Origin of the sequence: Qipengyuania sp., assembly GCF_965277845.1 — a bacterium.
Taxonomy (GTDB): Bacteria; Pseudomonadota; Alphaproteobacteria; order Sphingomonadales; family Sphingomonadaceae; genus Qipengyuania.
On record NZ_OZ255844.1, the window covers coordinates 884,287 to 897,379 of the forward strand.

At 64.6% G+C, this 13,093-nt stretch carries 13 protein-coding genes; 5 read left to right on the forward strand and 8 right to left on the reverse strand.

The window, feature by feature from the left end:
* Positions 1–2: 2 nt before the first annotated feature.
* A complete protein-coding gene (locus ACQY4G_RS04280; RefSeq protein WP_421993258.1) occupies positions 3–2,261 on the reverse strand; it encodes an NADP-dependent malic enzyme in 2,259 nt (752 codons plus the stop codon).
* A gap of 113 nt (positions 2,262–2,374) precedes the next feature.
* Here ACQY4G_RS04280 and mutS point away from each other — a divergent pair, with 113 nt between their 5' ends.
* From mutS to ACQY4G_RS04295, 3 genes are read left to right on the forward strand one after another with little or no spacing between them, the layout of a single operon-like run.
* Entirely contained in the window at positions 2,375–4,999 is a 2,625-nt protein-coding gene (gene mutS / locus ACQY4G_RS04285) for a DNA mismatch repair protein MutS (RefSeq protein ID WP_421993260.1), read from the forward strand.
* 26 nt (positions 5,000–5,025) lie between these two features.
* Positions 5,026–5,421, forward strand: a complete 396-nt coding sequence (locus ACQY4G_RS04290) for a hypothetical protein (protein WP_421993262.1) — start codon at positions 5,026–5,028, stop codon at positions 5,419–5,421.
* 38 nt (positions 5,422–5,459) lie between these two features.
* On the forward strand, positions 5,460–5,867 hold the full coding sequence (locus ACQY4G_RS04295) for a YidH family protein (RefSeq protein ID WP_291181421.1): 408 nt from the start codon (positions 5,460–5,462) through the stop codon (positions 5,865–5,867).
* On the opposite strand, the gene ACQY4G_RS04300 is transcribed toward ACQY4G_RS04295, so the two are convergent.
* The 5 genes from ACQY4G_RS04300 to gluQRS all read right to left on the reverse strand — a co-directional run bounded on the left by ACQY4G_RS04300 (position 5,868) and on the right by gluQRS (position 9,108).
* Positions 5,868–6,212: a hypothetical protein gene (locus tag ACQY4G_RS04300; RefSeq protein ID WP_291181423.1), complete on the reverse strand. Its 345-nt coding sequence runs from the start codon at positions 6,210–6,212 to the stop codon at positions 5,868–5,870.
* 277 nt (positions 6,213–6,489) lie between these two features.
* Complete coding sequence (locus ACQY4G_RS04305; RefSeq protein WP_421993264.1) at positions 6,490–7,362, reverse strand: 3-hydroxyacyl-CoA dehydrogenase NAD-binding domain-containing protein; 873 nt, start codon at positions 7,360–7,362, stop codon at positions 6,490–6,492.
* A 71-nt stretch (positions 7,363–7,433) separates the two neighbouring features.
* The gene (locus ACQY4G_RS04310; protein ID WP_421993266.1) at positions 7,434–8,012 is read right to left on the reverse strand and encodes a cob(I)yrinic acid a,c-diamide adenosyltransferase; all 579 of its coding nucleotides are present in this window, start codon (positions 8,010–8,012) and stop codon (positions 7,434–7,436) included.
* 12 nt (positions 8,013–8,024) lie between these two features.
* The gene (locus ACQY4G_RS04315) at positions 8,025–8,255 is read right to left on the reverse strand and encodes an HIG1 domain-containing protein (protein WP_067690846.1); all 231 of its coding nucleotides are present in this window, start codon (positions 8,253–8,255) and stop codon (positions 8,025–8,027) included.
* A gap of 10 nt (positions 8,256–8,265) precedes the next feature.
* Entirely contained in the window at positions 8,266–9,108 is an 843-nt protein-coding gene (gene gluQRS, locus ACQY4G_RS04320; RefSeq protein WP_421993268.1) for a tRNA glutamyl-Q(34) synthetase GluQRS, read from the reverse strand.
* A 130-nt stretch (positions 9,109–9,238) separates the two neighbouring features.
* Here gluQRS and ACQY4G_RS04325 point away from each other — a divergent pair, with 130 nt between their 5' ends.
* Positions 9,239–9,829, forward strand: a complete 591-nt coding sequence (locus ACQY4G_RS04325) for an HNH endonuclease (protein ID WP_421993548.1) — start codon at positions 9,239–9,241, stop codon at positions 9,827–9,829.
* A gap of 228 nt (positions 9,830–10,057) precedes the next feature.
* Positions 10,058–10,780, forward strand: a complete 723-nt coding sequence (locus ACQY4G_RS04330; protein ID WP_421993270.1) for a hypothetical protein — start codon at positions 10,058–10,060, stop codon at positions 10,778–10,780.
* Between the two features lie 450 nt (positions 10,781–11,230).
* On the opposite strand, the gene kynU is transcribed toward ACQY4G_RS04330, so the two are convergent.
* Positions 11,231–12,448, reverse strand: coding sequence for a kynureninase (gene kynU, locus ACQY4G_RS04335; RefSeq protein WP_421993272.1), 1,218 nt, complete (start codon positions 12,446–12,448; stop codon positions 11,231–11,233).
* Positions 12,441–13,091, reverse strand: coding sequence for an arylformamidase (kynB, locus tag ACQY4G_RS04340; protein WP_421993274.1), 651 nt, complete (start codon positions 13,089–13,091; stop codon positions 12,441–12,443). The genes kynU and kynB overlap by 8 nt, the downstream gene beginning before the upstream one ends.
* Positions 13,092–13,093: the final 2 nt, after the last annotated feature.

Below are 13,093 nucleotides of genomic sequence, written 5' to 3' on the forward strand. Positions count from 1 at the left end.
GTTCAGCCCACCACCCCCGCGCTTGCCAGCACCGCCAGCGTCAGCACATCGGGCGCGATGGCCGTCATCGGCGCGATCTGGACGGGCTTTTCCATGCCGATCATCATCGGGCCGACCGTGGTCTCGCCCGCCAGTTCGCGCAGCAGCTTGGCAGAGAGGTTGGCCGATTGCAGGCCCGGCATGACCAGCACGTTTGCCGGTCCCGACAGTCGGCTGAACGGATAGAGCTGCATCACCTTGGGATTGAGCGCGGCGTCGGGTGCCATCTCGCCTTCATATTCGAAACCCGGCTCTTCGGCATCGAGGATCGCCACCGCGTCGCGGATATTGTCGAGCCACTGGCCGGAAGGATTGCCGAAAGTCGAGAAGGACAGGAAGGCGACCCGCGGTTCGTGCCCCATGCGCCGCGCCACGGCGGCGGTTTCCCTGGCGATATGCGCCAGCTGCTCGGCGGTGGGGCGCTCGTTGATCGTCGTATCGGCGAGGAACACGGTGGTGTTCTTGCCGATCATCATATGGACGCCGAAAGGCACCGCGCCGGGCGCCGGATCGAGCACGCGGGCGACTTCGCGCGCGGTCTGGCTGAAGGTACGGGTCAGCCCCGAAATCATTCCGTCGCCATGGCCGAGCGCGACCAGCAGGGCGGCGAAAACGTTGCGTTCCTGATTGACCATCCGGCCCACGTCGCGCTCGGTATAGCCGCGCCGCTGCAGCCGCTTGTAGAGGAAGTCGACCATCGCCGGCACCTTGTCCGACACGGCCGAGTTCTCGATGATCCAGTCGTCCGGATCGTCCACCGCCAGCTCGACCAGCTTCTCGCGCACCTTTTCGGTCCGCCCGACCAGGATCGGCTCGCCATAGCCGAAATCGCGGAACTGGATCGCGGCGCGCAGCGCGACGTCCTCCTCCGCCTCGGCAAAGACCATCCGCTTGGGATTGGCCTTGGCCTGCTCGTAGATATTGGTCAGCGCCGCAGTGGTAGGATTGAGACGGACCTTGAGCGCAAGGCGATAGGCATCGAAATCCTCGATCGGAGCCTGGGCGACGCCCGTATCCATTGCCGCCTTGGCGACTGCGCTCGACACCACTTCCATCAGGCGCGGATCGAAGGGTGCGGGGATGATGTAGTCTTCGCCGAACTGGTGGCTGACGCCATAGGCGGCGGCAACCTCGTCGGGCACGCGCTGGCGCGCCAGCTCGGCGATCGCGCGCGCGGCGGCGATTTTCATCTCTTCATTGATCGCGGTCGCCTGCACGTCGAGCGCGCCGCGGAAGATGAAGGGAAAGCCGAGCACGTTGTTGACCTGATTGGGGTAATCGCTGCGGCCCGTGGCGATGATCGCGTCGGGGCGCACCGCCTTGGCATCCTCGGGCATGATCTCGGGCACCGGATTGGCCATGGCGAAGATGATCGGCTTGTCCGCCATATGCTCGACCCATTCGGGCTTGAGTGCGCCCGCCGCAGACAGGCCGAGGAAGATGTCCGCACCCTCGAGCGCCTCTTCCAGACTGGTGGCTGCGGTCTCGACCGCATGCGCGCTCTTCCACTGGTCGACATTGTCGCGGCCCGGCGTGATCGGCCCCGACCGGTCGCAGACGATCACGTTCTCGTGCGGCACGCCGATCGCCTTGATCAGCGCGGTGCAGGCGAGCGCGCTGGCGCCCGCCCCGTTGACCACCATCCTGCAATCCTTGAGCTCGCGTCCGGTCAGGTGGCAGGCGTTGATCAGGCCCGCAGCAGCGATGATCGCGGTGCCGTGCTGGTCGTCGTGCATGACGGGAATATTCATCCGCTCGCGCAGCGCCTGCTCGATGATGAAGCACTCGGGCGCGGCGATATCTTCCAGATTGATGCCGCCGAAGCTCGGCTCCATCAGCGCGACCGCCTCGATGAACTTCTCCGGGTCTTCCGTATCGAGTTCGAGGTCGATCGAATCGACATCGGCGAAGCGCTTGAACAGCACCGCCTTGCCTTCCATCACCGGTTTCGACGCCAGCGCGCCGAGGTTGCCAAGGCCGAGGATGGCCGTGCCGTTGGAAATGACCGCGACGAGGTTCGAGCGCGCGGTGTAACGCGCCGCATCCTTGGGGTTTTCCGCGATTGCCTCCACCGGGGCCGCCACGCCGGGCGAATAGGCGAGGCTGAGATCGCGCTGGCTCGCCATCGGCTTGCTCGCGATTATCTCGATCTTACCGGGACGGATCGTCTCGTGGTAGAACAGCGCCTCGCGGGTTGTGAATGCGGATTTCTCGTCGGGCATCGGCGTCCTCTTGTCTTGCGCTGCAGCCCCTAACCGCTCGGACCGCGAAGTCATAGGGGAAAGCAAGGGTGGGCCGACTCCCGAATCGCCGCCACGCTCGCTAGGCCCGATTCATGTCCGGCAAGCCCACCCCGATGATGCAGCAATATCTCGCATTAAAGCGCGAGGCGGGCGATGCGCTGCTGTTCTACCGCATGGGCGACTTTTTCGAGCTGTTCTTCGACGACGCGAAGGTGGCCGCGGGCGTGCTCGACATCGCGCTGACGACGCGCGGCGAGCATGATGGCGAACCGGTGCCGATGTGCGGCGTGCCAGTCCATTCGGCGGAAGGCTATCTCGCGCGGCTGATCAAGGGCGGTTGCCGCGTGGCCATCGCGGAACAGACCGAGACGCCCGAAGAAGCCAAGGAACGTGCCAAGCGCGAAGGCACGCCGGTATCGAAGGCGCTGGTCGCGCGCGATATCGTGCGCTTCGTCACCGCCGGGACGCTGACCGAGGAAGCACTGCTCGAACCGCGCCGCGCAAACCTCCTGGTCGCCGTCGCCCCGGTACGCGACGGTGTGGGCCTGGCCGCCTGCGACATCTCTACCGGACGCATGGAGCTCGAGGAATGCGCCCCGCAGGCGCTCGATGCGGCGCTGGCACGCATGGGTGCGAGCGAGGTGGTTACGCCGGACGACTGGGACGCGGCGCCCGCCGAGGTGATCGCCCGCCCGCGTGCCGACTTCCGCAGCGAAGACGGCGAGGCGCGGCTCAAGACAATCCACGGTGTTGCAACGCTCGACGGGCTCGGCGCGTTCACGCGGCCGATGCTGGCCGCGGCGGCGGGGCTGATCGCCTATCTCGATCATGCCGGACGCGGCACGCTGCCCTTCCTGTTGCCGCCCGTCGCGCGCGGATCGGGCGCGCATCTGGCAATGGATGCGGCCACGCGCGCAAGTCTCGAAATACTCGAAGCGCAAAGCGGCGGGCGCGCGGGAAGCCTGATCGCCTGCGTCGATCGCTGCTCCACCGGCGCGGGGGCCCGCCAGCTGGCCGAGGACCTTTCCGCCCCGCTCGCCGAGCGCGGCGCGATCGAGGAGCGGCTTGCCGCCGTGCAGCATTTCCATGCCGATCCGCTGCTGCGCGCCGATCTGCGCACCGTGCTGCGGCAGGCGCCCGACATCGGGCGCGCTCTCGGCAGGCTGGTGGCAGGGCGCGGCAGCCCGCGCGACCTTGGCCAGATTCGCGACGGGCTCGCCGAAGCGCGGCGAGTGCGCGACATGCTGGCCGCCAGCAGCGACCTGCCCCCGCTGCTGGCGCGGATGAGCGAAGCGCTCGGCGGGCATGCCGCGCTGGTCGATCACCTCGCCCGCGCGCTGGTCCCCTCGCCGCCGACCGAACGCAGTCAGGGCGGCTTCATTGCCACCGGTTACGACCATTCGCTCGACGCGCTGCGCGAGACCAGCGGCAATGCGCGCAAGGCGATCGCTGCGCTCGAAGCGAAGTATCGCGAGGAGACCGATACCGCATCGCTCAAGATCAAGCACAACAAGGTGCTCGGCTATTTTATCGAAGTGCCCGCCAAGCATGGCGACAAGCTTATGGCGGCCGACAGCGGTTTCACCCATCGCCAGACCATGGCGGGCGCAGTGCGGTTCAATTCGGTCGGTCTGCACGAGGAGGCGACACGGATCGCCGAGGCCGGGGCGCATGCGCTGGCGGCGGAAGAGGCGCATTTCGAGCAGCTCGTGAGCGAAGTCGTCGCCGCGCGCGAGGCGATCGCGGCGACCGCCGCCGCGCTGGCGCGGATCGACGTATCCGCAGCGCTCGCCGAACGTGCTGCCGAAGGCGACTGGGCGCGCCCCGAAATACTCGACGATCCGTGTCTCGAAGTCACCGGGGGTCGGCATCCGGTGGTCGAGCAGGCGCTGGCCAAGGCGGGCGAACGCTTCGTCGCCAACGATTGCACGCTCGGACCCGACGATCGGCTGTGGTTGATCGGCGGTCCGAACATGGGCGGTAAATCGACGTTTCTGCGCCAGAACGCGCTGATCATGCTGCTAGCGCAGGCGGGCAGTTTCGTACCCGCGACGACAGCGCGGATCGGCCTGGCGGACCGCCTGTTCAGCCGCGTTGGAGCATCCGACAACCTCGCGCGCGGACGTTCGACCTTCATGGTCGAAATGGTCGAGACCGCCGCGATCCTGTCGCAGGCCAGCAAGCGCAGTTTCGTCATTCTCGACGAGGTCGGCCGGGGCACGTCGACCTATGACGGCATGGCGCTCGCCTGGGCGGTGGTCGAAGCGGTGCATGAACAGCTCGGCTGCCGCTGCCTCTTCGCAACGCATTACCACGAACTCAGCCGCCTTGCCGACACCTGCGACGCGCTTTCGCTGCATCATGTTCGCGCGCGCGAATGGAAGGGCGATCTCGTCCTGCTGCACGAACTCGCCAGGGGCCCGGCGGATCGCAGCTACGGCCTGTCGGTCGCCAAGCTGGCAGGCGTCCCCGCGCCGGTAATCAAGCGCGCCAAGGCGGTACTCGACAAGCTCGAAAAGGGCCGCGAGGCGACCGGTGGGCTCGCCGCGGGCCTCGGCGAACTGCCATTGTTTGCTGTCACGGCGCAGATGCGGGAGGAAGAGGAGGACCCCCTCCGTAGCGCGATCGAGCAGCTCGATATCGATGCCCTCTCGCCACGCGAGGCGCTCGAGACGCTCTATACGCTCAAAGCGAAGGCCAGTGAAACCGAGGCTTAACCCTTCGCCGGCTAGATTGCGCCCCGATGGATCACGAATTTTCCACCGGTTTGGCGAAGAAGCTGGCGATAGTCGCCATCTTCCTGGTGGCCGTTGCGCTGCTGGTCGGCGGAGAGGACAATCCCGGCGTCATCGGCCAGCTGGGCGACGTCCCTCCGGATGAGCGCGCCGCAGCGGTGGCAAGCCCCGCCGCGCGATCCGGCCAGGTGCGAACGCCCCGGTCACGGGAGGACGATCGATCGCTGTCCGCCTGGTATGCCGAAAGCGAGTCCGCCGGTCCTGCCGAGCCGCAGCCCTTTCAACCCACCCCGATCGATCACAGCCATCTCGTCAACGACGCGCAGCCGATGATCGAAAGCGCGCCCGCACCGCCGCCCGGCGCCGTCAGAATCGCGCCCGTGCCCGTCGAACGCGGCGAGTAGGTCCGGAACCGGGGCTAGCCCTCGGCCATTATTCGGGCATGGCGCAGGACGATCCTCCGGACGAACCCGACAAATCGACGCAATGGGCGGAGTTTCGCACCGACCTCGCCGAAGACCGCAACATCATGGCGATGGAGCGGACCTTCGCGGGCTGGATGCGCACCGCCTTTGCCGCCATCGGCATCGGCCTGGGCTTCAGAGCGGTGTTCGGTGATTTCGAACCACCCTGGCTGGCCAAGGCCATTGCCACGGTGTTCATCGTCGGCGGTGGCTGGCTGGCGGTTACCGCCGAGCGCCGCGCATGCCGCACGCTGGAGCGGCTGGACTCGCATCAGTTCGAGGCGATTCCCCGGCCGAATTTCCGCGTGATGGCCTATGCTGTCGCCACCGGTGCGGCAGTGCTTACCGCTGGCCTGTGGATCCTGAACGACGGCTCGATCGACTGATCAGGTGCCATCGCCGCGCAGCCCATCTGGTTTGCGCGCCTTGCCGTATTTGTCGACATTGTCGTCATGGTTTGGCTCGCCGGTATAAGCATCCATGTCGATCCGGCCCGAACTTTCCATGTCGCGCATATGGTCGATCGTATCCTGCGTGGAATCGCCCATCAGCCCCGAAGAATTGTCGCTCTTCTTGCTTTCGGTAGGGGAGGCGGTCTCGCTGGTCAGCTGCTGCGCTTGCTCGGCCACTTCCTGAGACTGGCTGCGGTGATCGTCCTGCTCGTCGTTATGCGTTTCCGGGGCGAGGCCCGACTGGCGCATCTCCTGGCTCTCGGGTTTGGAATTGCTCATCGAATGTCTCCTTTGGGAGAGAAACGGGGAGCATGGGGCGAGAGTTCCGTTGTTTGTTGCATGCGGGCCGGACATCCGTCGAAGGCTTGCTGTTCCATCCCGCTCCCCCTTCCGAATTTGTTTGTTGCGTGCGGTAAGCGCGTCCGCGCTTACCTTGCGGTACCGGCCCACGCCCCCACCCGGCCACCCATAAGTTACCGTGCCGTGGGTGGCCGGGAGGGGGCGTGGGCCGGTGCCGCCGCAGGCTGTCGACGGATGTCGGCAGCCACGCAGCAAACTACCGCGTCGGCACCGGCGCCTCGCCCGAATAGTCGTAGAATCCGCGCCCCGTCTTGCGGCCGAGCCAGCCGGCCTCGACATATTTCACCAGCAGCGGTGCGGGGCGATACTTCGCGTCGCGAGTGGTCTTGTAGAGCACCATGATGATGTCGAGACAGGTGTCGAGCCCGACGAAATCGGCGAGCTGCAACGGCCCCATGGGGTGGTTGAGGCCGAGGCGACAACCCTTGTCGATATCCTCGATCCCCGCGGTCGACTGGCCGAGGACGAAGACCGCCTCGTTGATCATCGGCAGCAGGATGCGGTTGACGACGAAGCCGGGCTCGTCTTGCGAGAGCACCACTTCCTTGCCCAGGCTTTCGGCAAAATCCGTCGTGCGTTCGGTGGTCGTCTGCGCGGTGGCGAGGCCCGGGATGACCTCGATCAGCTTCATCACCGGTACGGGATTGAAGAAGTGCAGCCCGATGAACCGCGCCGGGTCGGGAGAGTAATTGGCCATGCGGGTGATCGGGATCGAGCTGGTGTTCGAAGCCATGATCGCATCGGGCGCGAGCATTTCCCCGGCCTTCTCGAAGATCGCCTGCTTGATCGCTTCCTTCTCGGTCGCAGCCTCGATGATCAGGCCCGCATCCTTCATCGGCGCATAGTCGCCGACGGGCGTGATGCGCTTGAGCGTCGCTTCGGCATCGGCGATCTCGATCTTGCCCTTGCCAACGAGCTTGCCGAGCGCCTTGTCGATCCCCGCATGCGCCTTCTCGGCGACGTCGAGGCTGACATCGGCCAACAGCACGTCCATGCCGTGCGCGGCCACGGTCTGCGCAATGCCCGAGCCCATCTGCCCAGCACCGATAATGGCGACCGTATCGTTCATCGAGATTTCCCTTCGCAAGTGCAGCAAAGTGCGCGGTCTAGCGAAGGCTCGGGCCTCTGGCTACAAGCGGATCAGCGATTGGCGCCCGGAATCCACTTCACGTCGGCCCGCCCGTCTTCATTGGCCACCCGGGCCAGCACGAAGAGATAGTCCGACAGGCGGTTGATATAGGCCAGCGCCTGCGGATTGGCGCGCACCTGCGCGGCCATGGCGGTCATCGCGCGTTCGGCGCGGCGCGTGGCGGCGCGGGCGACATGGAGCCGCGCAGCTGCCTCGCTCCCCCCGGGAAGGACGAAGCTGGATAGCGGTTCGAGCCGGGCATTGGCGGCGTCGATCGCGGTCTCGAGCCATTCGACCTGAGCGGCCACGACCCTCAAAACCATGTCCGAAGGCGCGAAATCGTCGTCTTCGGCAGCCGGTGTCGCCAAATCGGCGCCGAGGTCGAACAGATCGTTCTGGATGCGGTACAGCGGCTCGGCATATTCGCCATCCGCCAACGCCACTACAGCAAGCCCGAGCGCGGAATTCGCCTCGTCCACCGCGCCGATCGCTTCCATCCGCGCATCGTGTTTGGACAGACGCGAACCGTCGACCAGACCGGTGGTCCCTTCATCGCCGGTGCGCGTGTAAATCTTGGTAAGCTTGACCACGCGGCGCTGGGATCAGTTCGCGATGGCGAGGATCACCGCGACCACGACCACCGCGAGCGCCTGATACTTGATGCGCGCGAACATCATCTTGTTCTGCATCAGCTGCATGTCGCTCGCGTCGGTCTGTTCGCCGCTCTCGAGATCGATCTTGGTGCTCTTCATGAAAGCGACGATCCCGCGGATCAGCGAAGCGACCACCAGGACCATGAGGATGACGAGGAGGATGGTGAGGAAGGTTGTCATGGCCAAGGATTTAGGCGCTCAGCAGCGAAATACCAGCCGGAAAACGGTGCAAGCGCAGTTGCTCTGCAAGCAACAGTCCATCCTCTCCGCCCCTGCGCCGGTCGGCCAGCCCAAAGCCCAGAGCACCCGATCCGCGGCGCTTGGCGAGCTTCTGTCCACTCTCATCGAGCAGCAGGGCATGGTGATGCCAGCGCGGGACGGGCAAGCCGAGCAGCGCTTGCAGCAGCCGGTGGATATGCGTCGCTGGGAATAGGTCCTGCCCGCGCGTTACCAGCGTTACCGCATCGGCCGCATCGTCGAGCGTAGCCGCCAGATGGTAGCTCGCCGGCGCATCCTTGCGCACGATCACCACATCGCCCGCCTCGCGCGGATCGGCGATCTGCTGTCCGGCCAGTTCATCTTCCCAGGCCAGTTCGCCTGCATCGGCCATCGCCCGGTCGAGATCGAGCCGCAATGCGGCAGGCTTTTCCGGATCGAGCAGCCGCCCCTTGCAGGTCCCGGGATAGATCGCGCCCTGCGATCCTAAGCGCGGCTCCATCGCCTCGATCTCCGCGCGCGTGCAGGTACAGGGGTAAAGGTAGCCGCGTTCGAGCAATCCGCGTGCGACCTCTTCGTAACTCGCCAGCCGGGTCGACTGCGCGGGAACCTCCTCCCATTCGAGCCCCAGCCATTCGAGATCGCGGCGGAATTCGTCCGCCAGCTCGGAGCGCGAGCGGGGGCCGTCGATATCCTCGATCCGCAGCAGGAAACGCCCGCCCGCTTCGCGCGCCAGATCATGCGCGACGATCGCCGAATAGGCGTGCCCCAGATGGAGCGGCCCGTTGGGACTTGGGGCGAAACGGGTGACGGTCACAGGCTAAGGCTTGTGGGCATTTTGGTGGACAGGCTGTGGATAGCCTGTCTGTAACAGGCTTGACGCTTTTCCTTGCAAGTGCATTCTCGAAGCTATCGGGAGGGACGCACAGGTGTTCAAGGCCGAATTGCTGGAGCGGGCCGCAAGGTTCCGGAATACCGAGGAAGATCCGACGCGCAATCTGCAGTCGTGCCCCTCGCTCGTCCTCAACGCCGATTACACCCCGCTGTCCTATTACCCGCTGAGCCTGTGGCCGTGGCAGACCGCGATCAAGGCGATCTTCCTCGAGCGGGTCGACGTGATCGCCACCTACGACCGCGAGGTCCATTCGCCCAGCCTCGACATGAAGATCCCCAGCGTGATCGCGCTCAAGCAATATGTGAAGCCGAGCGAGTTCCCCGCCTTCACGCGCTTCAACGTCTTCCTGCGCGACCGGTTCAGCTGCCAGTTCTGCGGCGCCATGAACAACCTCACCTTCGACCACGTCGTCCCCCGCCGCCTCGGCGGCAAGACCACGTGGGAGAACATCGCCACCGCCTGCGCCCCCTGCAACATGAAGAAGGGTGGGCGCACGCCCAAGCAGGCCGGGATGCAACTCTATACCAAGCCGATCCGCCCCACGCATTGGCAGCTGCAACAGCACGGCAAGCAGTTCCCGCCGAACTACCTGCACGAAACCTGGCGCGACTGGCTCTATTGGGACATCGAACTGGAAGCGTGATCCGTTCAGCTTCGCAGGCATGAAGCTGAAAGATGGACCACCTGTTACACTGTCCAGGAGCTAAAAAGCCCGAGGGTACGCGAGCCGTGTTCCGGCATGGTGCAGTGTGGGCGAGGGAGCATTGCATCCGGCCGAAATGGCATGGATCGGGTGCTGTAGGACAGCCTTTCCGGAATGTCCGCTAGCGACTACTTTGCGGACATAATTGAAGTTGCTATCCACTCCGACATGAAGACTTTCTCACAGCTCGCCGTCCTCGTCGGAAGCGCTTTTGCCTCAAATCTTCCAATCGACGATATTGCGCAGATGTTCGAAGAACTAGTCCCTGAAATCGGGCAGTATCAAGAAGAGACGGAGATTGAGTTATCTCGCCTCGGACCGCCCGACCCCGACTGGACTGAGAACGGGCTAACCGTAGCCCAAGCCATCACTCAAGGAGGGGGCACGGTGCAGACGCATGTCCTTGGTGAATGGGAGGTTGGAGGACATAGCGCCAAGATAGTTGGCGATAAGCCATTTGACATTCCTGAAGGGTTTGTGCGCTACTCAGTTCGCCCTCACGACGGCCCAATCGATAACCATTACTATTACCGGATGACCAATGTCCCCGAAGGTATCGTCCTTCATTTCTTCGGGTCGAAACAGCCGAAAGCTGATCCACGATGTAATGGTCAAGGCGGAATGGAAGTGATCGCATCTACGCCTTGGGAGGAGTGGTCGGACGATACGATGTTGTTTGCATTCGTTGGCATTCGCGCGTCGCGAGACGATGATCGCGTTTACTGCTCGGTTTATGAACCTGACTCAGACGGAGGATACTATGAGCGCTCTTACAACCCGGAGGGGCGCCCATATCTAGTGGTGAATGAAGATCTCAGGGCCTTTACCGTAACATCGCGTGAGCACGCGTTGCAGGAGCTGTTTGAGCATCACGATGTGAGTGCTGAGTAGCTTCCGCTTCCCACCCAGATCGCGACCAATTTGCCGTAGTGGCGCTGTGGCAGGAGCCGACCGGCTGCTAACGACGCCATTGCGGACATTGGCCAATGAGCAGATAGTAAGAAAATGCTTCGGATTGTCGTGTTGGTTCTTGGCCTGTCGGCTGTTGTGTGGCTTGCTCTCACTTATGCGGGATATGTGATCGTCCGTGACGAAACCGGACTCGCACAAACAGCAAAAGTGACAAATGGCGAATGGCAACAACGCCTACGGGACCTCCCATTCGGCTACTTTGCTGTAATTCCGGAAGTTGAGGGTGAGGTCGTAGTTCGATGCTCTGATGGATCGACAGTTAGCGGGGGCTATGTCACTTCACATTGGAAGGAGCGTGTGAAAGTCACGGGCACCGGGACTTGCGAAAGTCTCGTCCAGATTTGACAGCTTTCCACCCAAAATCGGTCGTCAGGTAACCGCGGCCCGCTCGCGAAACTCCGCCTTCTGCCATTCGCCGCTCTCAAGCACCTCGGCCACGTGCCGCGCGGCCTCGGCCATGTCCTCGAAGCGCAGATAGGCGGGGGCGAAACCGAAGCGCAGGATGTCGGGGTCGCGGAAGTCGCCGATCACACCGCGCGCGATCAGCGCCTGGCAGATGGCGTAGGCCTCCTCGTGACGGAAGGAGAGCTGGCTGCCACGCGCGCCGGGGTCGGCCGGGCTGACGAGGTCGAGTGCGACGTCGCATTCAGCGAGGCATTGGCGGAGAAACTCGGAGAGCGCCTTCGACTTGGCAGAGAGCTGCTCGACGCCGATTTCGGCGATCAGATCGACGCCCACCTCGAGCGCCGCCAACCCGAGGATTCCCGGCGTGCCGCACAGCAGCCGCTCGATGCCGGGCGCGGCTTCGTAATCGTCCGAAAAGGCGAAGGGGGCCGCATGCCCCATCCAGCCGCTCAGCGGTTGCTCGGTCGCTGACAGATGCCGCCCGGCGACGAAGGCATAGGCCGGCGCGCCGGGGCCACCATTCAAATATTTGTACCCGCAACCGACCGCGAAATCGGCCTCGCAGGCGCCCAGGTCCACGGGCAGCGCCCCGCCCGAATGCGACAAGTCCCACAAGACCAGCGCGCCCGCTTCGTGCGCGGCCTTCGTCAGCGCGGTCATGTCGAAAAGTTCGCCGGTCTTGTAATGCGCATGGGTGAGCAGCAGCAGCGCGACGTCTTCGTCCAGCGCCTCGACCAGCTTGCCGCGCTCGACCAGCCGCCGCTCGGCGAGGCCCTGGCTCTCGAGCCCTTCGATCATGTAGACGTCGGTCGGGAAATTGCCCGGCTCGCTCAGCACGACCTTGCGCCCGGGTCGCATCTTGAGTGCCGCCGAGATCAGCTTGAACAGGTTCACCGAAACGCTGTCGCAGGCGATCACCTCGTGCGGCTGCGCTCCGATCAGCGGGGCGATCTTCGCGCCCACCTTGGCGGGCAGGTCGATCCATCCGGCGCTGTTCCAGCTACGGATCAGATCGCGCCCCCATTCCTCGCGCACCACCTGTTCGAGCCGCGCGGGAGTCGCCTTGGGCAGGCAACCGAGCGAATTGCCGTCGAGGTAGATTACGCCCTCGGGCACATCGAACCGCTCGCGAAACTGCGCCAGCGGATCGCCCGCATCGAGAACGCGCGCGCGCTCAAGCATCGGGTAGCTCCCGCAGGATCGCGCGGCACAATCCGGCATCGCCGCCGGCGATCTTCAGCGGCAGCGCAATCAGCTCGTAGCGCCCCTCCGGCACACCATCGAGCACCAGTCCTTCGAGGATGCGCATGTCGTGGGAAAGCACCGCCTTGTGCGCGTCCATCGTCTTGCTGTCCTGCGGATCGACGCTGGGTGCATCGGTGCCGACCAGCTTGACGCCCTGCAATGCGAGCCACTCGATCGCCTCGGCATCGATCGCGGTGAAGCTGCTGTCCCATTCGTCATGCGGGAAGCGTTCGAAAGTGCGGAACAGCACGCGATCGACGCTGTCGAGATGCGGCAGATCGCCGACCGAGATGCTGCCGCCGCTCACTGCGGTGGCATCGACCACCAGACACTCGCCGAGATAGGGATTCAGTTCGACGCTGGCGATATCGGGCGCGGTTGCCGAATAGTGGAGCGGCGCGTCGCCATGCGTGCCCGAATGGGTACTCATCGTCATCCGCCCGACATTGACCGGCGAGCCATCCTCCATTGTCCACGTCCGCTCGAAGGCGAATGCGGTATCGCCCGGCCAGACCGGCAGGTCCGGACGAAGCGTCTGGGAGATGTCCCAGATACGTCGTTTCGAGCGCCATGAACTCATGC

Coding starts and splice junctions, on each gene's coding strand:
- ACQY4G_RS04295 (WP_291181421.1), top strand. CDS start 5,460: ATGGCGCAGGACGATCCTCCGGACGAACCCGACAAATCGACGCAATGG.
- kynU (WP_421993272.1), bottom strand. CDS start 12,448: ATGCTTGAGCGCGCGCGCGTTCTCGATGCGGGCGATCCGCTGGCGCAG.
- ACQY4G_RS04330 (WP_421993270.1), top strand. CDS start 10,058: ATGAAGACTTTCTCACAGCTCGCCGTCCTCGTCGGAAGCGCTTTTGCC.
- ACQY4G_RS04290 (WP_421993262.1), top strand. CDS start 5,026: ATGGATCACGAATTTTCCACCGGTTTGGCGAAGAAGCTGGCGATAGTC.
- ACQY4G_RS04280 (WP_421993258.1), bottom strand. CDS start 2,261: ATGCCCGACGAGAAATCCGCATTCACAACCCGCGAGGCGCTGTTCTAC.
- ACQY4G_RS04315 (WP_067690846.1), bottom strand. CDS start 8,255: ATGACAACCTTCCTCACCATCCTCCTCGTCATCCTCATGGTCCTGGTG.
- ACQY4G_RS04300 (WP_291181423.1), bottom strand. CDS start 6,212: ATGAGCAATTCCAAACCCGAGAGCCAGGAGATGCGCCAGTCGGGCCTC.
- kynB (WP_421993274.1), bottom strand. CDS start 13,091: ATGAGTTCATGGCGCTCGAAACGACGTATCTGGGACATCTCCCAGACG.
- ACQY4G_RS04305 (WP_421993264.1), bottom strand. CDS start 7,362: ATGAACGATACGGTCGCCATTATCGGTGCTGGGCAGATGGGCTCGGGC.
- mutS (WP_421993260.1), top strand. CDS start 2,375: ATGTCCGGCAAGCCCACCCCGATGATGCAGCAATATCTCGCATTAAAG.